This window comes from Hymenobacter perfusus (genome assembly GCF_003944765.1).
GTDB lineage: Bacteria > Bacteroidota > Bacteroidia > Cytophagales > Hymenobacteraceae > Hymenobacter > Hymenobacter perfusus.
Genome location: NZ_RWIU01000001.1, coordinates 1,270,623 through 1,296,431 on the forward strand (window position 1 = coordinate 1,270,623; position 25,809 = coordinate 1,296,431).

The 25,809-nt window shown below is 61.3% G+C and carries 24 protein-coding genes; 8 read left to right on the forward strand and 16 right to left on the reverse strand.

All coding sequences use genetic code 11. From position 1 onward, the window contains the following. Positions 1-3: 3 nt before the first annotated feature. Together EI293_RS05420 and EI293_RS05425 are read left to right on the forward strand one after the other, a co-directional pair. A complete protein-coding gene (locus EI293_RS05420; protein ID WP_125436098.1) occupies positions 4-849 on the forward strand; it encodes a prephenate dehydrogenase in 846 nt (281 codons plus the stop codon). A 257-nt stretch (positions 850-1,106) separates the two neighbouring features. Beyond that, positions 1,107-2,204, forward strand: coding sequence for a chorismate mutase (locus EI293_RS05425; protein ID WP_125436099.1), 1,098 nt, complete (start codon positions 1,107-1,109; stop codon positions 2,202-2,204). A 251-nt stretch (positions 2,205-2,455) separates the two neighbouring features. Here EI293_RS05425 and EI293_RS05430 read toward each other — a convergent pair whose 3' ends face one another. Then, complete coding sequence (locus EI293_RS05430; protein ID WP_170170252.1) at positions 2,456-3,250, reverse strand: tetratricopeptide repeat protein; 795 nt, start codon at positions 3,248-3,250, stop codon at positions 2,456-2,458. A gap of 177 nt (positions 3,251-3,427) precedes the next feature. On the opposite strand from EI293_RS05430, the gene EI293_RS05435 reads away from it, so the two are divergent. Continuing rightward, complete coding sequence (locus tag EI293_RS05435; protein ID WP_170170253.1) at positions 3,428-4,798, forward strand: lysophospholipid acyltransferase family protein; 1,371 nt, start codon at positions 3,428-3,430, stop codon at positions 4,796-4,798. A gap of 58 nt (positions 4,799-4,856) precedes the next feature. On the opposite strand, the gene EI293_RS05440 is transcribed toward EI293_RS05435, so the two are convergent. The 7 genes from EI293_RS05440 to EI293_RS05470 form a co-directional block, all read right to left on the reverse strand. Next, on the reverse strand, positions 4,857-5,429 hold the full coding sequence (locus tag EI293_RS05440; RefSeq protein ID WP_170170254.1) for a hypothetical protein: 573 nt from the start codon (positions 5,427-5,429) through the stop codon (positions 4,857-4,859). Between the two features lie 4 nt (positions 5,430-5,433). Continuing rightward, entirely contained in the window at positions 5,434-6,216 is a 783-nt protein-coding gene (locus tag EI293_RS05445) for a metallophosphoesterase family protein (protein ID WP_246010535.1), read from the reverse strand. Positions 6,217-6,319: 103 nt separating this feature from the next. Next, on the reverse strand, positions 6,320-6,976 hold the full coding sequence (locus EI293_RS05450; protein ID WP_125436104.1) for a hypothetical protein: 657 nt from the start codon (positions 6,974-6,976) through the stop codon (positions 6,320-6,322). Positions 6,977-6,981: 5 nt separating this feature from the next. Continuing rightward, positions 6,982-7,809, reverse strand: a complete 828-nt coding sequence (locus EI293_RS05455) for a metallophosphoesterase family protein (protein ID WP_125436105.1) — start codon at positions 7,807-7,809, stop codon at positions 6,982-6,984. A gap of 251 nt (positions 7,810-8,060) precedes the next feature. After that, positions 8,061-9,716 (reverse strand): FAD-dependent oxidoreductase, encoded by a 1,656-nt coding sequence (locus tag EI293_RS05460; RefSeq protein WP_125436106.1) that lies wholly within the window; start codon positions 9,714-9,716, stop codon positions 8,061-8,063. A 132-nt stretch (positions 9,717-9,848) separates the two neighbouring features. Continuing rightward, positions 9,849-11,228, reverse strand: a complete 1,380-nt coding sequence (locus EI293_RS05465) for a sensor histidine kinase (RefSeq protein ID WP_125436107.1) — start codon at positions 11,226-11,228, stop codon at positions 9,849-9,851. A 138-nt stretch (positions 11,229-11,366) separates the two neighbouring features. Beyond that, on the reverse strand, positions 11,367-13,523 hold the full coding sequence (locus EI293_RS05470; RefSeq protein ID WP_170170255.1) for a lectin-like domain-containing protein: 2,157 nt from the start codon (positions 13,521-13,523) through the stop codon (positions 11,367-11,369). Positions 13,524-14,026: 503 nt separating this feature from the next. On the opposite strand from EI293_RS05470, the gene radA reads away from it, so the two are divergent. The 5 genes from radA (at position 14,027) to EI293_RS05495 (ending at position 20,221) form a co-directional block, all read left to right on the forward strand. After that, positions 14,027-15,415 carry a DNA repair protein RadA gene (radA, locus tag EI293_RS05475; protein ID WP_125436109.1) on the forward strand — a complete coding sequence of 463 codons (1,389 nt, stop codon included), beginning with the start codon at positions 14,027-14,029 and terminating at the stop codon, positions 15,413-15,415. A gap of 290 nt (positions 15,416-15,705) precedes the next feature. Further along, entirely contained in the window at positions 15,706-17,160 is a 1,455-nt protein-coding gene (locus tag EI293_RS05480) for a TlpA family protein disulfide reductase (RefSeq protein WP_125436110.1), read from the forward strand. 170 nt (positions 17,161-17,330) lie between these two features. Then, complete coding sequence (locus tag EI293_RS05485) at positions 17,331-18,353, forward strand: SPASM domain-containing protein (RefSeq protein ID WP_125436111.1); 1,023 nt, start codon at positions 17,331-17,333, stop codon at positions 18,351-18,353. Positions 18,354-18,496: 143 nt separating this feature from the next. After that, on the forward strand, positions 18,497-19,111 hold the full coding sequence (locus EI293_RS05490; protein WP_125436112.1) for a helix-turn-helix domain-containing protein: 615 nt from the start codon (positions 18,497-18,499) through the stop codon (positions 19,109-19,111). Positions 19,112-19,246: 135 nt separating this feature from the next. Beyond that, entirely contained in the window at positions 19,247-20,221 is a 975-nt protein-coding gene (locus tag EI293_RS05495) for a hypothetical protein (protein ID WP_125436113.1), read from the forward strand. A 94-nt stretch (positions 20,222-20,315) separates the two neighbouring features. Here the strand turns inward: EI293_RS05495 and EI293_RS05500 are convergent, their stop codons facing one another. From EI293_RS05500 to EI293_RS05535, 8 genes are all read right to left on the reverse strand, one after another. Next, complete coding sequence (locus EI293_RS05500; protein ID WP_125436114.1) at positions 20,316-20,660, reverse strand: hypothetical protein; 345 nt, start codon at positions 20,658-20,660, stop codon at positions 20,316-20,318. Positions 20,661-20,792: 132 nt separating this feature from the next. Continuing rightward, positions 20,793-20,993 carry a FeoB-associated Cys-rich membrane protein gene (locus tag EI293_RS22235; protein WP_211339472.1) on the reverse strand — a complete coding sequence of 67 codons (201 nt, stop codon included), beginning with the start codon at positions 20,991-20,993 and terminating at the stop codon, positions 20,793-20,795. A gap of 248 nt (positions 20,994-21,241) precedes the next feature. Further along, positions 21,242-22,036, reverse strand: coding sequence for an inositol monophosphatase family protein (locus EI293_RS05510; protein ID WP_125436115.1), 795 nt, complete (start codon positions 22,034-22,036; stop codon positions 21,242-21,244). A 45-nt stretch (positions 22,037-22,081) separates the two neighbouring features. Beyond that, positions 22,082-22,426 (reverse strand): hypothetical protein, encoded by a 345-nt coding sequence (locus tag EI293_RS05515; protein ID WP_125436116.1) that lies wholly within the window; start codon positions 22,424-22,426, stop codon positions 22,082-22,084. 2 nt (positions 22,427-22,428) lie between these two features. After that, positions 22,429-24,141 carry an apolipoprotein N-acyltransferase gene (gene lnt, locus EI293_RS05520; RefSeq protein WP_246010536.1) on the reverse strand — a complete coding sequence of 571 codons (1,713 nt, stop codon included), beginning with the start codon at positions 24,139-24,141 and terminating at the stop codon, positions 22,429-22,431. After that, complete coding sequence (gene rsmI, locus EI293_RS05525) at positions 24,116-24,856, reverse strand: 16S rRNA (cytidine(1402)-2'-O)-methyltransferase (protein ID WP_125436117.1); 741 nt, start codon at positions 24,854-24,856, stop codon at positions 24,116-24,118. The genes lnt and rsmI overlap by 26 nt, the downstream gene beginning before the upstream one ends. Positions 24,857-24,956: 100 nt before the next feature. Beyond that, on the reverse strand, positions 24,957-25,205 hold the full coding sequence (locus tag EI293_RS05530; RefSeq protein WP_125436118.1) for a 4a-hydroxytetrahydrobiopterin dehydratase: 249 nt from the start codon (positions 25,203-25,205) through the stop codon (positions 24,957-24,959). 32 nt (positions 25,206-25,237) lie between these two features. Beyond that, positions 25,238-25,795, reverse strand: coding sequence for an NADAR family protein (locus EI293_RS05535; protein ID WP_125436119.1), 558 nt, complete (start codon positions 25,793-25,795; stop codon positions 25,238-25,240). Between the last annotated feature and the right edge of the window lie 14 nt (positions 25,796-25,809).

Genomic DNA, 25,809 nt, shown 5'->3' on the forward strand with positions numbered 1-25,809 from the left:
CTCATGGTAGTTACCATCATCGGAATTGGCCTGATTGGCGGGTCGCTGGCCCTGAGCCTGAAGGAAACCGGCCTGGCCCACCACATCATCGGGGTGGACCGCAACCCCGACAACCAGCGGCAGGCCGTGGCTTTGGGCCTGATTGACGAGCCGGCCCAGGACCTCACCGAGGCCGTGCAGCGCGCCGACCTGGTGGTGGTGGCCGTGCCCATGGACGCCATGCTCACGGTGCTGCCCCAGGTGCTGGATGCGGCTACCGAGCGGCAAACAGTTATCGACGTGGGCTCCACCAAGGCGCTACTGTTGCAGGCCGTGGCCGGGCACCCGCAGCGGCCCCGTTTCGTGGCGGTACACCCGATGGCGGGTACCGAGTACTCCGGCCCCTCGGCGGCGCTGCCGGGGCTGTTTCGGGATAAGACGCTGGTCATTTGTGATGCGCCGAGCAGCGCCCCCGACGCGGTGGCCCGGGTGGAGGCCGTGTTCGGGCGGCTGGCCATGCGCCTGGTGTACATGGATGCCACCGCCCACGACCTGCACACGGCCTACATTTCGCACATTTCCCACATCACCTCCTTCGCCCTCGCCCTCACGGTGCTGGAAAAGGAAAAGGAAGATGAGCAGATTTTTGCCCTCGCCAGCGGCGGTTTCGAATCGACGGTGCGCCTGGCCAAAAGCTCGCCCGATATGTGGGTGCCCATCTTCCGCCAGAACCGCGAGAACGTGCTGGATGTATTGGATGAGCACATTCACCAGCTCCAGCACCTGCGCGAGCTGCTGCACCAGGAAAACTACCCCGCCGTGTACCAGCAGATTCAGCAGGCCAACCTGATCAGGAAAATTCTGAAATAACGCCCCGACAACCAACCCTACAAAACGTCATGCTGAGCTTGCCGAAGCATCTCTACCGCTTCGTTGCCCACTCCGCCAAGCATCGGAGTTACCATTGCGGTAGAGATGCTTCGACAAGCTCAGCATGACGGGCTGGATAAACTCAACGTCAGCTCGCGCCGAGACGCGAAGTGTCGCGTCTCTACATCCAAACGTCAGTCCATAAAGCACCGGCATGGCGTTCTTTTTCCCTTCGACACATAACGCGTAACATACTCATGGAACAGCTCCTGACTTCTCCCGCTGACGCGGCCGAAAACCCCAAATTCCTCAAGAAAAAGCCCCTGATTATTTCCGGGCCGTGCTCGGCTGAAACCGAGGAACAGCTCATTGCCACCTGCACCCAACTGGCCGCCACCGGCAAGGTAGATATGCTGCGGGCCGGCATCTGGAAGCCGCGCACCAAGCCGGGTTTGTTCGAGGGTATCGGGACTAAGGGGCTGCCGTGGCTGCAGAAAGCCAAGCAGCTTACCGGTCTGCCCACCACTGTGGAGGTGGCTACGCCCAAACACGTAGAGGATGCCCTAGCCTTCGACGTGGACGTGCTCTGGATTGGCGCCCGCACCACGGTGAACCCCTTCTCGGTGCAGGCCCTGGCCGATGCGCTGCGGGGCGTGAATATTCCGGTGTTCATCAAAAATCCCGTGCACCCCGACCTGGAGCTGTGGATGGGCGCGGTGGAGCGGCTGCAAAAAACCGGCAACCAGAAAATCGGGCTGATCCACCGAGGCTTCGCCAGCTACGGCAACACCGAGTTCCGCAACGCGCCCATGTGGCACCTGCCCATTGAGATGAAGCGCCGTCTGCCCGAGCTGCCCATCATCTGCGACCCGAGCCACATCTGCGGCAACCGCACCGGCCTGGCCGCCGTGGCCCAGAAAAGCATCGACCTGGACTTCGACGGCCTGATGCTGGAGTCGCACATTGACCCCGATAACGCCTGGAGCGACGCCAAGCAGCAGGTGACGCCCCAGCGCTTGGCCGAGCTACTCGACGGCCTGACCTGGCGCCACGAAACCACCGACCAGCAGGAATTCCTCAACAAGCTCAGCCAGCTCCGCGCCCAGATCAACCAGCTCGACGACGAGATTCTGCACCTGCTGGGCCGCCGCATGCAGGTGGCCGAAAGCATCGGCAGCTACAAGAAGGAAAACAACATCACCATTCTGCAGGCCAGCCGCTGGAACGAAATCCTGGAGCACGGCATCCAGCAGGGCCAGCGCCTGGGCCTGACGGAAGATTTCATCCTCAAGTACTTCGACGCCGTTCACCTGGAATCCATCAACCGCCAGAACCGCGTGATGAACCAGAAGTAGATGGCTGGATGGTTGAATGGGTGACTTGTCATTGCGAGTATGTGGCGCATCAAGCCAGTGTCGAAGCAATCCGTCCTTTCCAATTCTCAAAGCCCTGAAAAGCAGAAAGCCCCTGACGTCTGGTTCTGACGTCAGGGGCTTTTGAGTAGAAAGATAGGAGCCAGGAAAAGGACGGATTATCTGCGCTGTCCTTCGGGTACTTTGGCCTCCGGCCTCGCAATGACAGTTCAACAATCCACCCATTCAACCATTCACTTCATCCGCTCCTCAATCTGGCTGAGCAGGAAGCCGGCGTCTTCGCGGTGCGGGGCGTCGGAGAAGAGCTCCACGGCGCGGCGGGCGTGCTTGCGGGCCTTTTCGAACTCCTTGAGCTCTAGCAGCACGAAGGCCAGGTTGAGGTGGGCGGTGGCGTAGGTGGGGCGCAGCTGCAATGCCCGCTCGAAGGGCGCGAGGCTCTCCTGAAACCGGCCCAGCCGCTGGTAGGCGTAGCCCAGGGCAAAGTACGAGAGGTAGTCGCCCTGACCGTGGCTGTGGGCCTGTTGGTATTGGGCAATGGTGCGCCGGAATACTTCGTCTTCACCTAATTCCTGTTCGGCACAGTCACACTGCTGCACCGTGAAGTAATAGTCGCCGAGGGCACGGCTGAGCTTGTAGTTGTCGGGAAAGCGCTGCTGCAGCTGCTCCAGCACCGAGCGCACCGCAAAGGCGTAGCGTACCGAGTCCTGACCCAACTGGCGGAGGCTGTCGGGGCTGAGGTCTAGGAGCTTCAGGTTACGGAAGGCGAAGCGGCGCAGCTCATCGGTAGCGGTGTAATAGTTAAGGGCCAGATCGACCTTCTGCAGCACTACGGCCGGGTCGGCGTTGGTGGGGTCGGTGAGGGCGAGCAGCTGCCAGGCACTTTCGTAGCGGCGCTCCAGCACCAGCTGCCGCGCTTGGCGCAGGGCCGTAGCCTCGGCCGCCATCCGGGTAGCGCGGGAGGTCTGGGCCGGGGCCGGCCTTGCCAGCAGCACGGTACCCGTCAGAAACAGCAGGAGCAGACGCGTCATCACGGGCCAAAGATGCGGGATTTTGCCTGGTTGCGGGGCCGGCTGAAAAGTCGGAATGCGGCGGCTTGTGGTTTGGCCGGGCCGCCGGAAAGCCCGAAGGTTGCAGCCCCGACCGGCCCCGGCAACTCTGTCCCGGCAGCCGAGTATAAACCCCACCCAATTCCCTTTCTTGCGCCTATGCTTTTTTACACGGTTATGAAGCCCCTGGTGCAGGTGGCCCTGCGCGTTTTCTTCCGCAAGCTCGAAATCCGCCACCGCGAGCGGCTCCAGCTGCCGGGGCCGCTGCTCATCTGCAGCAACCATCCCAACACGCTCATGGACCCGCTGATTGCGGCGGCCAGCCGGCGGCAGTCGGTGGCGTTTCTGGCCAAAAGCACCTTCTTCAAAAATCCGATTTCCCGGGCCATCATGGAGTCGGGCAATTCCATTCCCATCTACCGCCGCCAGGACCTCGATACCGGGGCCGAAACCCTGACCCCGGCCCAGCTCGAAGCCCAGAACGAAAAAGCCTTCGGCCGCTGCTACGACTACTTCGACCGGGGCGGCACCATCATGATTTTTCCCGAGGGCACCAGCGTGTCGGAGCGGCGGCTGCGGCCCCTGAAAACCGGCGCGGCCCGCATTGCTCTGGGGGCCGAAGCCCGCCACGACTTTCGCCTGGGCCTGCGGATTCTGCCCATGGGCATCAATTACTTCGATCCGCAACGCTTCCGCTCCGAGGTGTTCGTGAACATGGCCGAGCCCATTGCAGTGGCCGACTACGCCGACCAGTACCGCCAGGACCCCGAAGCCGCCGCCGATGCGCTAACCGAGGAAATCCGCCGCCGCATGGAGCAGCGCCTCGTGATTACGCGCACCGACGAGGAGGACGAGTTGGTAACGCAGGTGGAGCGCACCTTCGGCCAGCACCTGATCCAGGACGACGAGGAAACGCTCTACGACAACTTCCAGCTGAGCCGCACCCTGTTGCGGGCCGTGCGCTACTTCGAGCAGCACGATGCCGGCCGCCTGGGCGACGTGCGGGAACGGCTGCACGCCTACCACCAGGAGCTCAGCCGCCTGCGCCTCACCGACGATGCCCTCGAAACCCGGGGGCCGGCCGGGACCCGTCGCAACCGTGCCCTGGAAGCCGGCCTGCGCCTGGCTCTGGGCGCTCCGGTGTATCTATACGGCCTCATTAACAGTTACATTCCCTACAAGATACCGTCGGTTATTGCCCGGCGCGCCACCAAGGATGTGGAGTTCGTGGCCCCCATTCTGCTGGTGACGGGGATGCTTACGTTCACGCTGTTTTACCTGGGCCAGACGGCGCTGGTGCACCACTTCACCGGCAGCTGGCTCTGGGCCGGGCTATACTTCCTGAGCCTGCCGCTCACGGGCTTTTACGCCCTGAGCTACGCCGGCAACCTGGCCGAGCGGCTGCGCCGCCTGCGGGCACTGCGCCTGTTCCGCCAGGAGCGGCCCGTAATGGAAAACCTGCTGCGCCAGCGCACCGAGCTTATCCGCCTCCTGCGCGACGCCCGCACCGCCTACCTGGCAAAACAATAAGGATTGGGGCTATGTGAGAGGCATCCTCCCATCATAACCGCCTGTCCTACAGGTTGTATCACTTTAATGTTTGCTTCAGACCGCCACCCAGCGTAAGAATATCGGGTAAGCGGAGGCTGTGGTTGGTGAGGGCACTAACCAGATGCAGGTCGTTAGTACTCAACTCGGCGTAGGCAGCAGTGCGGGCCGAGCCGGGACGTCCGTAGCTCAGGCGGGTGCCCGCCAGCAGCCCCAGCCGCACCGCCGAAGACCACCAGTAGTAGCCGGGCCGGTAGCGGCCGGCGGTGTTGTTGGTCAGAAAAAATTGCTGCCCCGTAGTATAGTTTACCATAGCACCAAGCGTAACCGGCTGGGTTTGCCATCGGGCAGCACCCAAACCTACTTTCCAGGGCAGCCAGGTGGTTTTCAGGGTAAAGATGGCCAGTGCCTTACCCCCACTCAGGCGGCGCGGCACGTAGCCCACCAGCAGCTCTGGTTCCAGCCGCTCGTGGGCCAGCCGGTAGCCGCCGCCCAGCGCCACCAGCCCCGTACCACCGGCTACGTGCAGCGTCAGAAAATATGGCCCGGCAGCGTGTTGGGCCCGCGCCGAAGCTGTCGGCAGCAAAACCACCGCCAACATCCCTGCAACCATAAGGTTAATTGCCTGCGCCATACGTAACGGTTTCAAGGCGAAATTCCCGCTGGCCCCACACCGTGAGAATGTGGTAGCGTTTCTTCTGGAGGCTATAAGTGGTCAGATACGTTACTCTATCGTGGAAGGGCTGCCCGGCCGTGAAGCGGTGCACGTGCGCCGCCAGATGGAACACCAGCTGTGGGCAGCCACGCAACGCCGCCGTGTAGGCCGGCACCAACTGCGGGTCGAAATCCTCATCGGTAGGCGGCATATGGCCCACCACAATGGTACGCCGGGTGCCGGCCGTGTCGGCCAGCTGCTGCCGGAGCCAGCTTACATCGGGCACCTGACGACCGAAGCCGTACTCCCGGCCGTTATTGTCGAGGCAGATAAACCGGGTCTGCTGGTACTGGAAGGTATAATTCAGCGGGCCGTATATGTGCTGGTACACGGCGCTGCCATTGCCAACCAGGTCGTGGTTGCCGATAACGGTCAGGTAGGGAACCCGCAAGGCGGCCAGTCGCTGGTTTACCCACCGAAACTCCCGCGTGAGGCCAAAGTCGGAAATATCCCCGCCTACCAGCACGAAATCAACGGCCCGCTGCCGGTTTACGCTGGCGACGAAGGCCTCCGTTTCGTCGTAAAACCGCTGCGTATCGCCCACGAACACGAAGCGTAGCGTGTCATCGGCCGGCTGAACCTCCAGACGGCGCAGGTTCTGGGCCGTGAGGCTCCGCTCCCGGGTGGGCACGTAGGCCTGGTTAGGGCTGAACTCCACCAGCTGGCACCCAGCCAGTAACAGCAATAAGATTCCTCCAGAGCCCCGAAGCCGCATGATTCGCGCAGGTCAAGTTGCAAAAGATGGTTCAGCCACTGCCTGCCAGCCGCTTATCATCAGCCCGCCGGGCCTAGATATCCAGTTTCAGCCCCAGGCTCAATACCAGAATATCCGCCGGCGAAAGACTCTTCCGGTTCTGAGCGTAGCTCACTATATACAAGTCATTGGTGCCCAGTTCATAGTAGGCCGATAAATTACGGGCGTAGCCCGAGGCAGTGGGCGGAAGTGCGTAGCTCAGACGGCTGCCCAGCACCGGCCCAATGCGCGTATCGGTGGAAAACCAGTAGTAGCCTTTGGGATATTGGTTGGGCTTTTCATCGTTGATGGTGCCGTGGGTGTAGCTGATGTAGCCACCCACGGTGAGGGGCTTTACCGACCACTTGTCCTTGATAGGCAGCGTCCAGGGCGAGTACAGCAGCTTGGCCGAAGCCAGGGACAAAGCCGAGCCGGCGTGCTTTTCGGGCACGTAGCCCACTAGCACATCCAGCTCCAGCCGGTCCTTGAGCGTGAAACCGGCTCCACCAGCCACCATACCCAGGCCGCCACCCGTTTGCAGCACTACGTGGCTGGGCCGGTACCAGGGCCGCCTGTTGCCGGGGTCTACCCGCGAAACCGGGGCAGGGGACACCACGCCCATCGTATCGGGCGCGAAAACAGAAGAAACAGTGCCAGCCGACGCGACTAGCGGAGCCGCTACTAAGGCCACCGAAAGAAAATGCTGAAGCATCGGACTTAGAACGTTACTTGTTTGAGGCGGAATTCTTTATCGCCCCACACCGTCAGAATCACGTACTGGCGCGACTCGAACGACGACGAATTGATGTAGGTCACGCCGTCCTCGAAGGGCTGGCTAATGCCGAACGCGTGGCGGTGGCCGTTCAACTCGAACAGCAGGCGCGTGTCCTCGCGCAGGGCACCGGCGTATTCATCCCGCAGCGCCGGGTCGAAGTCTTCATCCTGGGGCGGCACGTGGCTGATGATGACGTGGCGACGGGCCGTGCGGTCGGCCAACTCCTTATTCACCCACGTCATATCGGGAGCCGTGCGGTCGAAGTTGTACTCGCGGCCGTTGGTATCGGTGAAGATGAACTTGGTGTCGCCGTACACGAAGGAATAGTTGCGGGGGCCGAAGATGGCCTCGTAGGCCTTGCGGCCGTTGCCTACCAGGTCATGGTTGCCTACTACGGTCAGGTAAGGCACTTTCAGCTTGCGTAAATCATCGTTGACCCAGCGCATTTCGCGGGCAAAGCCGAAATCGGAAATATCGCCGGACACCAGCATAAACTGGATGCCAGGCTGCTGATTCACGCTTTTCACCAGGTCCTCGGCGTCATCGTAAAACCGCTGCGAGTCGCCGGTAAACACGAACCGGAGCGTATCGCCGGCGGGCAGCGGGTTTTGTAGCAGGCGCGTGAGGTTCTTCTCCGTCAGGTCACGCTCCGACTCGGGGGCGCGGTGGTCGTTGGGGCTGAATTCGAGCAGGTCGCAGCTGCTGAACAGGAAGGCAGCGGCCGCAGGCAGCAACGCCCGGACTGGTAGATTTTGAAAAAATGAGCGCATACACCTCGGCACGAAAAGCAACAGGAACGGACCCATCCGGCGGGATAGGTCCGGCGCTATATACCGGGGAAGAGGACGGATAGTTTGCCTGAAATCTCCCTTCAGACCATTGAGAGGCGTATTCCGGAGCAGGCGTTTCCGGGCGCATGGCGTTTTACAGGCCGCCAGTGGCTAAAACACAGTCTGGAACCATTCTAAAGAAAACCCGGCGTTTCCGAAAAAAATCTTACGTGCCGCCTCCGGCCGAGGCCCTATTCGTCCAGATACTGATGCACGAATTTGATGGCCATGCTGCCTTCACCCACGGCCGAAGCCACCCGGGCCATAGCCCCGGCCCGACTGTCGCCGGCGGCGAAGATGCCGGGAACGCAGGTTTCGAGCAGGTAGGGCTCCCGGCGCGGGTGCTGCCAGGCGGTGGTGTAGCGCGGGTCCGTCACCAGGTCGCGGCCCGTGAGCACGAAGCCTTTGCCGTCGCACACAATCGTGTCGCACACCCACTCGGTGCTGGGTTTAGCCCCGATGAACACGAACAGCGCCCGGGCCGGCCGCCGCTCCAGCTGCCCCTGCCGCCGCACCACCACTTCCTCCAGGTGGTCGGTACCGCACACTTCGGCTATTTCGGCAAACGACAGCAGCTCAATATTTTCCGTCTTCCCAATCTGCTCAATCAGGTAAGCCGACATGCTGGCGGCCAGGCTTTCGCCCCGGATCAGGATGAAGACCCGGCGGGCATACGCGGCCAGGTACATGGCGGCCTGCCCCGCCGAGTTGCCGCCGCCCACAATGTACACGTCCTGCTCCTGGCAGGAGCGGGCCTCGGTGCGGGCGGCTCCATAATACACGCCCGCGCCGCTGAGGCGGTCCATGCCGGGCACCTCCAGGGTGCGGTAGCTCACGCCGGTGGTCAGAATCACGGCCCGGGTTTTCACCTCGCTGCCATCCGTGAGGGTCAGCACTTTGTAGCCATCCTGCACGCAGAGGCCGGTTACTTCCTGGGGAGCCAGAATTTCGGCCCCCAGGCGCACGGCCTGCGTCCAGGCGCGGTGGGCCAGCTCGCTGCCGCTCAGGCCCGTCGGGAAGCCCAGGTAGTTCTCGATGCGGGAACTGGTTCCGGCCTGGCCGCCGGGCGTCTGGCGCTCAATCACCAGGGTTTTCAGGCCTTCGGAAGCGCCGTACACGCCGGCCGCCAGCCCGGCCGGCCCGCCCCCGATGACCACCACATCATACAGCTCCTGCGAGGCCTGCACCGTGAGGCCGATGCGGGTGGCTACTTCGGTGGGCGTGGGGCCGGCCAGAGCAGTCCCATCTTCCAGTACTACCACCGGCAGGTCATGGGCGGTGAGGTTTTTGCGGGCAAGCAGGACCTGAGCCTCGGCATCCGTCTCAAAATCAAGCCACTGGTAGCCCACCATGTAGCCCGCCAGAAAGTCCTTGAGGGCGTGCGACTTCGGAGACCATTGAAACCCGATCAGGCGCACGCCCCCGAAGACCGGCTTGTACGCCTGCTGCCAAGCCGCCAGCAAATCGTGCAGGGTGGGGTAGAGCAGCTGCTGGGGCGGGTCCCAGGGCTTCATCAGATAATGGTCGAGGCGGGCGGAGTTGATGGCGCGGATAGCGGCTTCGGTATCGGCGTAGGCCGTGAGCAGCACACGCTTGGCGTCCGGAAACAGCTCCCGGGCCTGGGTCAGCACCTCCACGCCTTCCAGATCGGGCATGCGCTGGTCGGCCAGAATGAGGGCCAAAGGTTCTTCCCGCTCGTGCAGCTCCTTCACAATGGCCAGGGCCTCCCGCCCCGAGCCGGCCCGCACTACCCGGTAGTCGCGCCGAAACTCCTGGCGCAGGTCCCGGTCGATGGCGCTCAGCACCTGCGGATCATCATCCACACACAGTAAAACGGGCTTTTTCATGGAAGAGAGAGTAACTGAGTAGAAGCAGTAGCGGAGCAGCACGGCGGTTGGACAGCGTACCGGAGTAGAATCAAGCGGCAAAGTAACCGGTTACCGGCCGTATAAGGCCTGTTGCGCCGGTAGAACAACTCCTCAGTTACTCTTTGGCAGCCAGACGCCGAATTCCGTGTGGCCGGGCTCCGATTGTACTTCCAGTTGGCCGCCGTGCTGCTCCACAATGCGCAGGGCAATGTCGAGGCCCAGGCCGGTGCCTTCGCCGGCGGGCTTGGTGGTGAAGAAGGGCTCCAGGATGCGCGGCAGCACCTCGGGCGGAATCCCGGGGCCGTTGTCGATGATGAACACGCGCACAAAGTCGTTTTCCAGCCGGGTCCGGATGGTGATTTCGCCCCCGGGTGGCAACGCGTCGAGGGCGTTATCGAGCAGGTTGGTCCAGACCTGGTTGAGGCTGCTGACCTGGCCCTGCACCGGCGGCAGCGCGGGCGCGTAGTCTTTTGTGATGTGCAGATTTTTTCCGCGCAGCGCGAAGCCCAGCATATTCAGGGTACTGTCCAGGCCGCTGTGCACATCGAGCGGAGCGAAATCCTGGCCCCGGTCCATGTGGCTGTACGTCTTCACGTTGGTGACCAGCGTGGTGATGCGGGTACCGGCTTCCTGCACCTCCTGCACCAGCCGCAGCCCCGTTACCTGGCCTTCCAGCCAGGCCAGGGCCGCCGGCCGCGCCGCCGGAGCCCAATCGGCCAGCACCGGTTGCAGAGTAGTCAGCGGGAGGCCGGCATCCAGTAGCCCCGCTGCCAGCTGAAACCCATCGGGCACGCCCTGGGTTTCCAGCCAGTCGGCCAGCGCATCCTCCGCGTCGGAGCGGTCCAGGGCCGAGAGCGTGGACGGCGGATGAACGGTGGTAGCCAGCGCCGTGAGCTGGGTCAGGGCCTCGGGGCTAGGGCAGTGCTGCACCAGCTGCTGCAACAGTGCCGGCCGGGCCCGTAAGTTGGTGGCCAGCACCTCGGCGGCCCGCATAATGGCGGCGGCAGGGTTGTTGAGCTCGTGGGCCAGGCCGGCCGAGAGCTTGCCCAACGCCCGCAGCTTGTCGTCGCGTTCCTGGGCGCGGGCTTCCATACGGGCCCGGTCGCTCATCAGGCTCACCAACCGCTGCACCAGCTCGGGGCTGGCCTGCTCCAGCGCCGGAAACTTGTCGCGGTGCAGCAGAAACAGCGTGGTTTCGCCCACGGCCACGCCTTCGCCCCGAATTACGCGCAGCCGGGAATACGGCAGCACCCCACTGATACTGCCCGCCTCCACCCGAAAGATAGGTTCCCGATTACCGTTGTGCGCCCCGTAGAACTGCAATCCGCCCGTCAGCACGGCCATCAGGAACTCGGCCTCATCCCCGGCTCGGGTAATGACTTCATTGGGCATGTAACGGCGGATTTCCCCGTGTTCCTGTAGCCAAGCTAATGTTTCGGGGGGCAGACCGGCGAAGGCCGTAATGCGGGTAAGAGGTGGAGCAGGCAACATGGCGGAAAGGTAAACAAGCGTACCGGTGCAGTCGGTTAATGAGCCAATGTACTTTTTACTGCCTTCACAAACTGCGTAACAGCACAACAGCCAGCCTTGTAAAAAGGCTGGCTGTTGTGCTGTTATCGTAAACGGCTCTTACTGACGGATGGCTTTTACGCTATACTGCTGGTGGCCTTGGGTGATGCGCACGAAGTACAAGCCCGCTGGCCAGGTTGCGGCCTGCGGTACCACCAGTGTGCTAGTACCGGCCTGCAGCATCACAGCCTGCACCAACTGGGGGCGGCCGGTGGCATCCAGCACTTCCAGCGTCGCCGTCCCAGCACTGGTTTGTGGCAGGTACAGCGTAAGCTCGGTGGTAAAGGGCGTCGGCAGAGCTACCATTGTGCTCCGTAGGCTGCCGGCAACCACGGCCTGCACCGCCGAAAACTGTGCCGCCCCGTTCGTATCAACCTGCCGCAGACGGTAATACACGACTGCCACTGCATAACGGGCCAGGTTGGCATCAGTGTAGCGGTACTCATGTCGTTGGGTGGTAGTACCATTGCCGATAATTTCGGCAAGTGCAGTAAACGTCTGTCCGTCAGTGCTGATTTCTACTACGAAGTAAGCGTTATTCACCTCGGAGGCCGTGGCCCAGACGAGGTGCGCCTGCTGGCCGGCAGCCCGCGCCGTGAAGGACACCAGCTCTACTGGCAGTGGGGTTACCACAGCGGCGTCCCGGTAGTCCGGCACGGAGTTGCCGTTACGGTCGGGGTAGCTGGTTACATCGGCGTAGCCTTTGCCCAGGCTGGAGGCATCCAGCAGATCAACCAATCCGTCGCCATCCGTGTCGCGGTAGAATGGGCTGGTAATATCCAGGAAATTGGGAATTCCGTTGGCATTAGCATCATCAAGCCAGTCACGGGTACCGTTGGTGTTGGCGTCGGTGGCGGGGTAATAGGTACTGTTGCCCCCGGCCGTTACAAAAGCGGCGGCCCGCACCACCAGATCATCAGAGGAGTAGCCACTGTTGTTGTCATCAAAAGCCTCCATCCAGTCCGGCACTGCATCATTATCGGCGTTGGTATCGAGGTAGTCCGGCTTACCGTCGCCATCGGTATCCGGCAGCGTGGTGTAGGCCGCCGTATTCTGAGGCCGTCCCACAGCATCCACAGCCTGGGTATATTGCGCATCGGCAGCACTGTACACGGCCCGGAAGCCACTGCTCATCCGGCCATCGGTGCCTTCCACCACGTCCGGAATACCATCGGCATCGGCGTCCAGATCAAACTGGTTTATGATACCGTCGCCATCCGCATCCAGCGTGCTGACTACGCCTTTGGCATTGAGCGCCCCGAAATCCGCATCCTGGTAGTTCAGCACCCCGTCATCGTCCGCGTCGCCGGTGGCATCTACATTATTTGCTTCGGCCGTATCGGCAATACCATCGTTGTCGTCGTCGGCATCCTGTCTGTCGGTCAGGCCATCCGTATCCTGGTCGTAGTCGAAAGCCAGGTTGCAGGCTTCCATCCTGTTAAGAGCCCCGCCGGTAGAAGCCGTAAAACCCCAGTAAACCAGTGGGTTATTGGCAAATATGGTGGCAACAAAGTTCTCGGAGTACGTGGCTCGCAGAACATCATTAAAGTATACCTGCAGTGTTTTGGTCTTTACGTTCCAGGCTACTTTAACCGGGTAGTACGCACCGTTTTCGATGTTAAGCGCTGTGCCCCCGGCATCAACGGCCGCCGGGGTGGCCCGTACGGCCGCGCCAGCTGAATTCGTAAACGTAAGCGGATTACCGAAGTCCCCATTCTTCACGAGGCCGATATGGTCGGCGGCTATGTCATTGATACCAGTACCGTTGTCGTAGGTATCAAACTCCACAACCACGGATGGCGAAATAGCGGCCATACCCATATTCTGCCCGCCGCCGCCCAGTGCGTTGGTCCCCACGTTGCTCCGTTGCAGGGCAAACACCATCCCGTCGCCCCCGTTCCCGTCCCGGGTGCCGAGGTAGACGGAGAAGTTGAATACAAACGACTTAGCCAGCGTAATCTGCTGCAGCCGCCACACAGAGCCCGATTTGTTACCCGTCTCGGGAGTAAGCGTGAAGCCTCCCGCGCAGGTAGTGCTGGCAACAGCGTCGCCGTTGGTTTTATACAGCGCCTGAGCACTTGCAGTGTGGGGCTGGGCTGCCGCGAAGGCCGTAGTCAGGCTGCTCAGCAGCAGCAAACGGCGGGACCAGGAAAAGGCTGCTGTCGGCAGTAGCCGGGCTGGGGAACAGGCAGAGGTGTGTTCGGAGGAAGGGCGCATAATAGCAGGAAGCGTACCCGGCGGAACCAGATACAATTGACATTCAGCAGTATGCACAAAACTACCAGTCAAACACATGTAACAACACATATAACCAATAAATGCAATTAAGCTAACACTCAGTTCACTACTACCAACAGCTGGTTTTACTAATTAATCGGGCCGTTTTGGTCGCTTTTTTCAGTCAAATCATGAGTTTGGGCCGTCCGGCAACCCATTTGATCCACTAAATCCGGTTCGTTGTGGGCACGAAGGTTGAATCAGATGATTTTGCAACAACTTATATATTAGCATCATTATATCAATATAATATAACCTATTGCGGCGGCTGTTTCAGCCCGGCAGTAAAGCGGTCCAGCCGGCGGTTATACTGCCGGGCTGAAATAGCTGCCGGCCCGGGACCAGCGGGTGGCCCAGCCGCGCATAAATCCGTTTCTTGCCAAACTTTTTGGCCGCGTGCTGCATTCTTTAGTTTTCCCTCTTTAGTATCTGACCTTACCGGTATGGCGAAAGTCAAAACCCTTTATTTCTGCCAGAACTGCGGCGCTCAATCGGTAAAATGGATTGGCCGCTGCCCCAGCTGCGGCGAGTGGAATACCTACGTGGAGGAAGTGGTGGAAAAGGCCGATACGGCTACGGCCGCCAATGCTTGGAAGGCGTCTTCCTCAGTAGGCACCACCTCCAAAGCCGCCAAGCCCAAGCCGCTGGGCGACATCCTGTACGAGGAGGAGTCGCGCCTGAATACCCACGACGACGAGTTGAACCGGGTGCTGGGTGGTGGCCTCGTGCCCGGCTCGCTGGTACTCATCGGGGGTGAGCCGGGCATCGGCAAGAGCACGCTCATGCTCCAGATTGCCATGCAGCTCAACGGGTTGCGCATTCTGTACGTGAGCGGAGAGGAAAGCGAGCAGCAGATCAAGATGCGGGCCGAGCGCCTGGGCCGCCAGCATCCGGGCCTTTACATCCTCACCGAAACCAACACCCAGAACATCTTCCGCCAAATCGACCAGCTCCAGCCCAACGTGGTGGTGGTCGATTCTATCCAGACGCTGCACAGCACTCTGGTGGAAAGCGGGGCCGGCTCCGTGAGCCAGGTGCGCGAGTGCACCACCGAGCTGCTCAAATATGCCAAGGATACCGGCGTGCCGGTGCTGCTCATCGGCCACATCACCAAGGACGGCTCCATCGCCGGCCCCAAGATTCTGGAGCACATGGTGGACACCGTACTCCAGTTTGAGGGCGACCGGCACCTGACCTACCGCATCCTGCGCACCATCAAAAACCGCTTTGGTTCTACTTCTGAGCTAGGCATTTACGAGATGCAGGGCGCGGGCCTGCGGCAGGTGAGCAACCCGTCCGAAATTCTGCTCAGCCAGCGCACCGAGGTGCTCAGTGGTCTGGCCATCGGGGCCACGCTGGAAGGCAACCGCCCGTTGCTGGTGGAAGTGCAGGCCCTGGTAACGCCCGCCACTTACGGCACGCCCCAGCGCTCCTCCACCGGTTTTGATGGCAAACGGCTGCAGATGCTGCTGGCGGTGCTGGAAAAGCGCAGCGGCCTGCGCCTGGGCCAGCACGACGTGTTCCTGAACATTGCCGGCGGCCTGCGCCTCGAAGACCCGGCCCTGGACCTGGCCGTGTGCGCCGCCGTGGTCAGCTCCCTCAATGATGTGCCCATCCGGGGCGAAATCTGCCTGGCGGCGGAAGTAGGCTTGAGCGGCGAAATCAGGGCCGTGAGCCGGCTGGACCAGCGGCTGAGCGAGGCGGAAAAGCTGGGTTTTGCGGAAATGTACATTTCGCAGTTCAACGCCAAAGGACTGGACCTGGCCCGCTACGGCATTCGGGTACACCCGGCGGGCCGTTTGGATGAGGTTCTGACGGGCTTGTTTGGCTAAGGCCACAGTGGCCCTGCGTCTGCTGAAACCAGGGCGAGGGGCAGCGCATCCTGGTAAAGCCCTATTTTTTACCTGAGTGATACAGCAGCTCGACGGGAAGTGTTCAAAACTTTGGTATCGGCCGGCGGGTTACGAAAAAAGTAACCTGCCGGATTGGACTTTCTTCATCATTACCACGTATCTTCGGAGAAGGAATTGACTTTTACCGCGAATCAACTGACACGGTAGCGTAAAATCCGCCCCCGGAGGTGCGCGGAGTCTGATTTCTAACCTGCTAAGCTCCTTTCCCAATGGCCTATAGATCTACCCTTCTTGCCGCCCTGCTCTGGGCTGGGCTGCTGGCTGCCCCGCTGCTGGGCCAGGCTCAGGGCACCGTCGTGCTGACCGGCAAAGTCAGCGGCCGGACGGCCGATACCGTGGCCGTTTCGGTGCGCGAGAATCCGCTCGACGTGAAAGAGCAGATTACGTACGCCCGCCTCGACAGCAAGGGCGAATTTCGGCTGGCCCTCACTGTCAACGGCCCCACCCGCGCCGATCTGGTATATGGCGACGACGTGACCGACCTGTTTCTGGAGCCCGGCAACCAGATGGAAGTCCGCTTCAAAGGCTCTGATCTGGCCAGCTCCGTGCGCTACAAAGGCAAAGGCGCGGAGGCCAATACCTTCCTGACGGAAATGGACGATAAGTTTGTGGAAAACGATGGTTTTCAGGTTCTTCCCGACAACATCACGTTCTATGAAGCTCCGTTTCTGTCCTTTCTGGATTACCGTCGCAAGGAGGAAGTGAATTTTCTGGAAGAAAACTCCGAGGGCCTTACCGCCCCTTTTAAAGAGTATGTGAAGGCCGAAATTGCCTATGGCTATGCCAACGACCGGCTGACGTTTCAGGATTTGCGCGAACAGGTAGTAGCCACCGAAGGCCGCCTGAAAATGACGCCTTCATACTACGAGTTCCTCAACGATAAAACCCTGATTAACAATCCGGCGGCGGTGCAGAGTGAGCAGTACCAGGAGTTTCTGCTCAACTATATTCACTATCTGGCCACCAGCAGCGGCAAGCTGCGCTCGGACCCTGATTTTTACCAGGTGTGCTACGACATGGCCAAAAACCAGCTCACCGGCCCGGCCAAACCTATTGTAATGGGGCGGGTACTGAAAGAATCGTTCCGGTTCGGGCACGTGAAGCAGTCGGCGGCTATGCTGGAGGATTTCCGCGCGGTGGATGCCAAAAACCAGTACTACCCGCTGCTGAAGCAGGATTTCGAAACCCATAAGGCCTTCGCCATCGGCTCGCCGGCCCCCGATTTCCGGCTGGTTTCCTCCAAGGGCGACACGCTGAGTCTGAAGAACTTTGCCGGGAAGCTGGTGTACCTGAACTTCTGGCGCACCACCAGCGGCCTGGCCCTGCGCGACCTGCCCTACGAGGCGGAGCTGGCCAAGAAGTTTGAAGGCAAGAACATCGTATTCCTAAACGTTGCGCTTGATGACAACGAGGGGGCCTGGAAGCAGCTGGTTATCAGCAAGAAGCTACCGGGCGTGCACGTCCGGTCGGGCGGTGGGCTCCGCTCGGCGGTGGCCCGGGCCTACGCCGTGCAGGACGTGCCCAGCTACTTTCTGCTGGCCGAAGACGGGACCTTTCTCAACACCAAGCCCAAGCGCCTGAGCAGCCGCGCCGCCGTGGACGAAATCAAGGAATCATTCGGCAAAGCCAATACATACAGCAGCTCCATGCCGACGGGCCGGTAGATTAGTATTCAAACCTGTGCTTTCAAAATGCCTTTCGCCCTGCGGCGAAAGGCATTTTGCATTGTTTACAAGCCATCAGTCGATTTTCATTGAAAGCTGCCCGGCCGGTTGGCCGTTGGGTTTTTCCTATATAATCCGGCCCAGCGTCAGCATTGTACCTTTAGCCCCACATGGCCTCCCTCCTCACCGACGCACTCAATTTTCTCTCGAAAGCTACGCCCGGCCGCCTCTGGAACGGGGCGCAGGTGGTGGGCGGCTACGCCCTGAGCAAGCTCACGGGTAAAGCGCGCCACTGGGGCCTGCCCGTAGCCCTGAGCTTCGAGCCCACCACCAGCTGCAACCTGCGCTGCCCCGAGTGCCCCAGCGGCCTGCGCTCCTTCACGCGCCCCACCGGCATGCTACCCGACGAGCTGTTCCGCAAAACCATCGACGAGGTGGCCTCCCGGCTCTGGTACCTGATTTTCTACTTCCAGGGCGAGCCGTACCTGCACCCCAACTTCCTGGACCTGGTGAAGTACGCCGCCGACAAAGGCATTTACACCGCCACCAGCACCAACGCCCACTACCTCAACGACCACAACGCCCGCCGCACCGTGGAAAGCGGGCTGGACCGGCTCATTATTTCCCTCGATGGTACCACCCAGGAAGTGTACCAGCAGTACCGTGTGGGCGGCAAGCTGGACAAGGTGCTGGAAGGCACCCGCAACCTGATTAAGTGGCGGCGGGAGCTGAAAAGCCAGACGCCGCGGGTGGTATTCCAGTTTCTGGTGGTACGGCCCAACGAACACCAGCTTGAGGCAGCGAAGGAGTTGGCCCGGGACCTGGGCGTGGACGACGTGTGGTTTAAAACCGCCCAGATCTACGATTACCACAACGGCAGCCCGCTCATCCCCACCATCGACTACTACTCGCGCTACGAGAACCAGGGCGACGGCACCTGGAACATTAAGAACCGCCTGCTCAACCACTGCTGGAAGATGTGGCACTCCTGCGTCATCACCTGGGACGGCCTGGTGGTGCCCTGCTGCTTCGATAAGGATGCCGAATACCGCCTCGGGGACCTCAAAACCCAGACCTTCCGTCAGCTCTGGCACGGCACCAAGTACCGCAACTTCCGCGCCTCCCTGCTTAAGGGCCGCGACCAGATTGACATGTGCCGCAACTGCACCGAGGGCACCAAAGTGTGGGGTTAACGGTGAACCTGTGAAGTGGTGAGTATCCCGGTCCGGCGGAAACTACACCATCATGGCCGGGCAAGCTGATTTCCGGCCAGCAGGGACGACTGAGGAAATATTCCCAATTTCACCTCCTCCGACCTCACCTTGCCCGCCACGTTATGTTTTCAGCTGCCCGTATTCTGGCTATCCGCAAAAGCAAAGGTCTTTCCCAGGAAGTTCTGGCCGAACAGTCGGGCGTGAGTCTGCGTACTATTCAGCGGGTGGAGCAGGGCGACACGGTCCCGCGCGGCTACACGCTGCAGGCCCTGGCCGCCGCACTTGAGGTGCCCCTGGAAGCCTTCCGCCCGGAGCCCGCCGCCGCTCCGGTTGCTGAGCCAGCGGCCCCGTTGCCTACCTCGGCCACCCCTAACACGCACTCCGACCCGCAGTTTCTACAGCTGCTGAATCTGAGCGCGCTGAGCTTTCTGGTATTGCCGCTGCTGAATCTGGTGGTACCGTGGCTGCTCTGGCGAAAGCACCGCCACGAGGTAGAGCACGCCGCCGAGGTAGGGCGGCGCGTGCTGGGCTTTCAAATTCTGTGGCAGGTGGGCTGCTTTCTGGCGTACCTGCTGGCCGGGTTGGTACAGGTGGTGGCGCACACTTATCAGGTTACCTTGCCGGGGCTGTACGTGGGTATTTTCATCGGTTCTTATCTGCTTAACCTGGGAGTCGTACTCTACTATGGCTGGCAATTGCGCCGGGGCCGCCTGGCTATCTATCGGTTTCGGCTATAATACATTATATTCATAAACACCTTACTGTCAATCACTTTTATCAAATGACGGGCAAATGGCGGGGAAATGGCGCACGGGGCAGCAGGGTAAACCCCGGATGTTTACGGTGTACTCCACTCCTCTACTTAGTGCGCCATGAAACTCCTTCGCAACCTTCTGCTCGTTGTGCTTACCCTGCTACTGCTTGGTGGCGTGGGCGGCTACTTTTACATGCGAAAAAAGTTTGAGCCGGCCCCCAACCAGCTGGCCGTTACGGGGCTGCCGGCCGCCTGCACCTTCGTGTGGCAGGCCGATAGCTCGGCCCGGCCCGTGGTGGCCCAGGCGGCCCTGCTGCTGCCCGTATCGTTGCCCGGCTGCGCCCGCACCTGTTACCTGCAGTTTGACACCGGCGCACCTACCTCCCTGCTCTACGCCCATCCGCTGGCCGCTTTGCGGGCCCGCTACCCCGGCACCCGCCCATATCTGCTGCCCCAGGCCGATACGCTCCGCAACTTCCGCTTCGCGCTGGGCCAAAGCCAGGTGCAGGTCCGCCGGCTGCGCGTGCTGGCCTACGGCGCCCACCAACTGCCCGCCGACAGCACCACCCCGTTCATCATCGGTACCCTCGGGGCCGATGCGCTGGAGGGCCGGGTCCTCGTACTCGACTATCCCGGCCGACAGTTCCGCCTCGAAACCCAGCTTTCGGATAGCCTGCGCCGCCGTACGGAATTCGTGCCCCTGGCCTTCGAAAGCCGCCGAATTATGCTGAGGGCCGGGGTGGCCGGGGAAACCAGGCCGCTGCTGTTCGACTCGGGCAGTAGTGCCTTTGCTCTCCTTACCAGCCAGGCTACGTGGCAGCAAATGGCCCGGCCCCAGGCCCCGGCCCATACCGCCGCCGTCAACTCGATGGGCCGCACGCTCACCGCGCATACCGTGGCTACGGCGGCGGCTTTGCAGTTGGGCACAGTAGCGTTGCCCCTGCAAACAGTTACCTACATCGAAGGTACCAACCTGATGGAAAGTCTATTGATGCGCTTTTCCGGCATGGGCGGCATGCTGGGCAACCGGCCCTTCAACCAGCATACCATTGTGGTGGATGTAAGCCATCAGCGGTTCGGACTGGTACGGTAGCACTAACGCCGGGGCCGGATTAGTACCCACAAAAAAGGCGCGCCGCAACTTCCGTTGCGGCGCGCCTTTTTTTCTTGTCACCTGCAAAAGGTGGTTACTTATGCTTCGGCTTGGTCAGGTTTTTACCCAGGTCCTCTACCGTTTTCAGGAATTCGTCCACGTCGGCATCAGCGTAGGTGCCGTAGGCGGAGGAGATGGTGCCTTTCACGCCGTCGGCGGTTTCAATGGCGTAGAGAATCGACATGTCATCGGGGTTGCTTTCGCCCTCGAAGCGGTAGAAATCCACGATAGTCACTTCGTTGGGGGTATAGCCCTTGCTCCGGTCGTTGTCGATGGTGTGCAAACGGCCATCGGTAACGCGGAAGTCGGCCGTGAAGCCATCCTTATTGAGCTGGCGTTCTACATTCACGAGCGAGCGTTCTTCTTCTTTGTCTTGCATGACGAGGGGCGTTTAGGAGGGAATAGGAAGGGATTCGGATCAGCGGCGGGCCTGCCAACGCAAAGCCCCCGTGCCGGCTATACGTAGCCGGCACGGGGGCAGGTTATATCCAGGGGTAAGAATATTGCCCCGCTACGACGCTTTTGTTTCCCGGGCGGCGGCCAGCTCAATGGTTCGCTGCAGCCGGTCCACATCAATGACCGAGCACGCGCTGCCGCAGCCTTTGGCGCAGCCGGCCGCACTCTTATCAAAAAAGGCCCGCCAGAAAATCCGCCCCACGTAGAACGCGGCCCCGGCAAAGAGCAGGACAATGATGAGATACTGTATCCACATGATGGTCACAAAACTACGACGAACGGGTTTTGGTTTGCGCCGGGCTGGTTTTTACGGGTTTTTGGACATCACAGAACGTCATGCTGAGCGCAGCGGAGCGCAGCGGAGCGCAGCGGAGCGCAGCCGAAGCATCTCTACCGCTTTGTTGCCAGACTATTCAAACGAAGCGGTAGAGATGCTTCGACTTCACCTCCGGCTGCGCTCAGCATGACGGTCTACTCTTGTTCAGCATGACGTCCGGGAAAGCCTTACTTCCAGACTTCGCGGATGGTATCCTGCATTTCCTGGTGCACCAGGCCGTTGCTGGCTACCACTTCGCGGCCGAACAGCGGGTCGCCGTCCTGCAGAAACTCCGTGACGCGCCCCCCGGCTTCGCGCACCAGCAGGATACCGGCGGCTACGTCGTAGGAGTTGAGGTTAAACTCGAAGAAGCCCTCGAAGCGGCCGGCAGCCACGTAAGCCAGGTCGGCGGCGGCGGAACCCACGCGGCGCACCCCGTGCGAGCGGCGCATGAACGAGCCCAACACCTGCAGGTAATCATCCATCAACCCGAAATCGGTGTAGGGGAAGCCGGTGGCAATGAGGGAGCTGTTGAGGTCAGGCACGTCGGATACGTGGATGGGCACCTCGTTGCAGAACGCCCCGGCCCCTTTGGCGGCCCGGAAGCACTCGTCGCGCACTACCTCGTACACCACGCCGGCCACCAGCTCCTGCCCCCGAATGAGGCCCACGCTCACGCAGTACACCGGCAGGCCGTGCACGAAGTTGGTGGTGCCATCGAGCGGGTCGATAATCCAGTTGAACTCCTCGGCGCGGTCGGCGCCCTCGGTACCTTCCTCCGTGATGAAGCCGGCCTCAGGCAGCACCTCGCGCAGGCCGGCCACCAGCAGCTTCTCGGTTTCCTTATCCACGTACGACACCAAGTCGTGGACGCCCTTCATTTCGATGTGGCTGCGGTTGAACGTGGCCGCCTCCTGGCGGATGAACTGGCCCGCGTGGCGCGTTACGGCCGCGAGCTGAAAGCTGAGTTGATTGTAATCCATGAGTTGAAAACAGCCGGCCTTCACGAACCGGCGCTAATGTTGCTCTTATGAAATTGGATGAAAGGGTTGCCACTGCCCATCGGTCAATTTTTCCAAATGTCCCCACCAGGGTTGCCCATCCGCCCGACCTATTACGCGAACCGGCGCAATCCAGTCGTGCTGGCAGTCCGGCAGCGGATCGGCAATACATTGCCAGTCAGCAGACGCAACGCCGTAGTTTTCCAGCGCGGCTTCCTCGGCGTCAGCCATTGTCTCAAACCAGGAATCCCACAGGCCACCCGCGTCTGTTAGCGTGTTGTACCCGAACAGATAAACGCCGTGTTCATCTTCATACAGCATGAGACGTTTCAGATCAGGGTGCGGGACCGGAAGAATGGCCGATTTGCGCATATTTAGGTCGTTACGGCCGAGCGCCGGTTCAACGCCAAACGGACCAGCGTGAGCACCAGCAACAGTACTGCTAGTATCTGGCAGGCAGGCCCGATCAGCTCGCCGTGCTGCACGTAAAACGTCAGCTCCGTGTTCAGATGCACGGTGGCCAGGCTTACGGCGGGCACCCACCAGCCGGTTTGCTGTGTGATTTCACCCTTTTGGTTGATGAAGCCCGAAATGCCGGTGTTGGCTGAACGGGCTACGTCGCGGCGGGTTTCAATGGCGCGCAGGGTGGCGTACTGCAAATGCTGCAAATGCCCCGGCGAATCGGACCACCAGCCGTCGTTGGTGATGATGCCGATGAGCGTGGCCCCGCGCTGCACGTACTGGTTCACGAAGTCGCCGTACACCGACTCATAGCAGATAACGGGGGCCACCTGCAACCCGGGCGTGGCCGTTTGGTACACCGTGCGCTCCGCCTGGGAGCCCAGGCCGCCGGCCTCGCCGCCCAAATCAATTACGAACATAGAGAGCCACGGCGGCACGCCCTCCACGCCCGGCACCAGCCGACTTTTGTGGTAGAACTGCGGCCGCCCGGGCGTGCCGGGCAAGTGTATGGCCGCGTTGAACACGTCGTAGTAGCCCAGGTCCTGGCGGAAGCGGGCGGTGGGGCTGGCGTTGGCTTTATCGGAGCCGTACTGCTGCACGGTGGTGAGGCCGGTTATCAGCTCAACACCCGGGTACCGGGCCAGCCACTGGCGCAGCCGCTGCACCTTGGGGTAGCCCTCGAAGCCGGCCTCGAAGTAGGTTTCATCGAGCGAGGTTTCGGGCCAGAGCACGAGCTTGGTCTGGGGCGTGAGGTGCTGCTCGGTGAGGGTGAGTAAGCGCGTGAGCTGCTCGTCGTGCGGAATGAAGCGGGAGCCACCCTCGAACTTCTCCTCGAACGGGTCGACGTTGGGCTGCACCGCCAACACCTCTACCGCCGGCCCCTTCTCCTGATATCGGTTCCAGATGAAGTACGACAGGCCAATGGGCAAGCCGACGGCAAGCAGCAGAGGAATTAAAAATGAAGAATTAAAAACTAAAAGTGGTTGCCGCGTGATGCCCGGCTGACCTGAATTTTCAATTTTTAATTCATCGTTTTTAATTGAAAAAAACGCTAGCAGATTCACCACCCACATCCAGACGGAGCCACCCAGGAAGCCGGTGTACTCGTACCACTGCACCCACTGGTTGGCCTGCGCGAAACCGTTGCCCAGCGTGAGCCAGGGCCAGGTGAGGAACCAGTGCAGGTGCAGCTGCTCGAAAGCAATCCAGTAGACGGGCAGCGACCAATACCCCAGCTTCGGGCCGAAGTGCCGCTTGGTAAGGCGGAAGGCCGTGAGCGGGAGGCTCATAAGCAAAGCGTTGGCAATAACGGCCGTGATGCCGCCGGCCAGGGTGCTATAGCTCACCCAGTAGGTGGTAAACGCGTTCCAGAGCAGCAGCAGCAGGTAGGAGTAGGCCCACACCTTGCCGTTGCCGGCCCCATGCCGGGTAAGGTGGTGCTCCAGGTAGAGGTAGGGCACCCAGGCCACCAGCAGCACCGCCGCCAGCGCGGCCGGATGCACCGGCCAGCCCAGCCAGAGCAGCACCCCACCCAGCACCGCCAGTAGCAAAGGCAGCCAGCCGGCCCGCCCGGTAGCAGTGGCCGGAGCGGATACGGGGTTATTCGTCATCGTCGGAGTCGGCATACCGGTTTTGCTTGATGCGTTCTTCTTTTTCGCGGCCCTGCACCACCAGCACAATCTCGCCCTTGATGGCGGCGCGGGCGGCAAAGTTGGCAGCCAGCTCGGCCAGCGGGGCCGTTACGGTTTCTTCGAACAGCTTGGTCAGCTCCCGGCTCACCGAGGCGGGCCGCTCGGGGCCCAGCACGGCAGCTAGCTGCTCCAGGGTTTTCACAATGCGGTGCGGCGACTCGTAGAAAATCATGGTACGGTGCTCGTGTACGAGCTCCTGCAGGCGCGTCTGGCGGCCCTTCTTCACCGGCAGAAACCCTTCGAACGTGAACCGCTCAGCCCCAAAGCCCGACTTGAGCAGCGCCGGCACAAAGGCCGTGGCCCCGGGCAAACACTCTACCCGCAGGCCCCGGGCCAGGCACTCGCGCACCAGCAGAAAACCGGGGTCGGAGATGCCGGGCGTGCCCGCGTCGGAGACTAGAGCCATAGTTTCGCCGGCGGCCAGCCGCTCCAGCAGCCGCTGCACCTGCTGATGCTCGTTGTGGAGGTGGTAGCTAAGCATGGATTTCTTCAGGCCCAGGTGTTGCAGCAGCCGGCCGCTGGTGCGGGTGTCCTCGGCCAGCACAATATCAACCTCGCCCAGCACCCGAATGGCGCGCAGAGTAATGTCCTCCAGGTTGCCGATGGGCGTAGGCACGAGGTACAACAGAGTTTTGGGGGCATCAGCCATAGCCACAAAGGTAGCTGAGTTGCCAGTTGTTGGGTTATTCGTTGGCGGTTGTCGGGTCTAAGTTCCCGCAACCGACAACGAACACCTGTCAACCAACAACTCAACTCCCGCCGTACTCGGCGGCCAGCTTATCGATGGCGGCGGCCAGCGTGTGGTCCTTGTCGGTGACGGTGTTGCCGGCGTCGTGGGTGCGCAGGCGAAAGCTCACCACGTTGTACTCGTTGCTCCACCACGGGTGGTGCTCCTGGTACTCAGCTTCTTCGGCCACGTCGCTCATAAAGCTAAAGGCCATTTTGAAATCCTGGAAGCGGAAGGTGCGGGTGAGGGCGTTATCGGTTTCGGTCCACATGAGCGGCAAGGGGTTGACAGGTGTAGCAGAAATTAAAGCGTATCCCGAACTTCCATCAGCGCGAAGCCCAACAGGTTGAGGCCGCGCCAGGTGGCAGGGTCGGCGGCCTGCGGATGGTCCTGGGCCAGCCCGATTCCCCAGATGGTATCCACCGGGCTGGCTTCCACCAGTACCCGGCTGCCGGTGGCGCGCAGATAGTCGCGCAGGGCCGGATGCTGGCCAAACTTGGCCGCGTTGCCCCGCACCACTACCGCGAACCGCTCGGCATTCCACACGGCCTCGTCGAAGTGCTGGATCTGGCGGCCCAGGCGCTTGGCCACGTCGGGGTGCGGGGCCTGCAAGATGGCCTGGCGGGTGGCCTCATCGTAGAACAGGCGGGCTTTTTCGGCCATCATGTAGTGCTCAGCGGTGGCGTAGGTGTCGCCATCCAGTTCAAAAGCTGCCGGATACCATTGGCTGAACACCTCTTTGCCCAGCTCGCCCCGGCTGGTGTGGCCCCAGAAATACAGGTACTTCGGGGCAGCCCCGGCAGCCAGGTGGTGCAGCAGCGTTTCGACGGAACGAATGGCAAGAAGCTCGGCAGTAGTCATAGCACGTAGCAGGA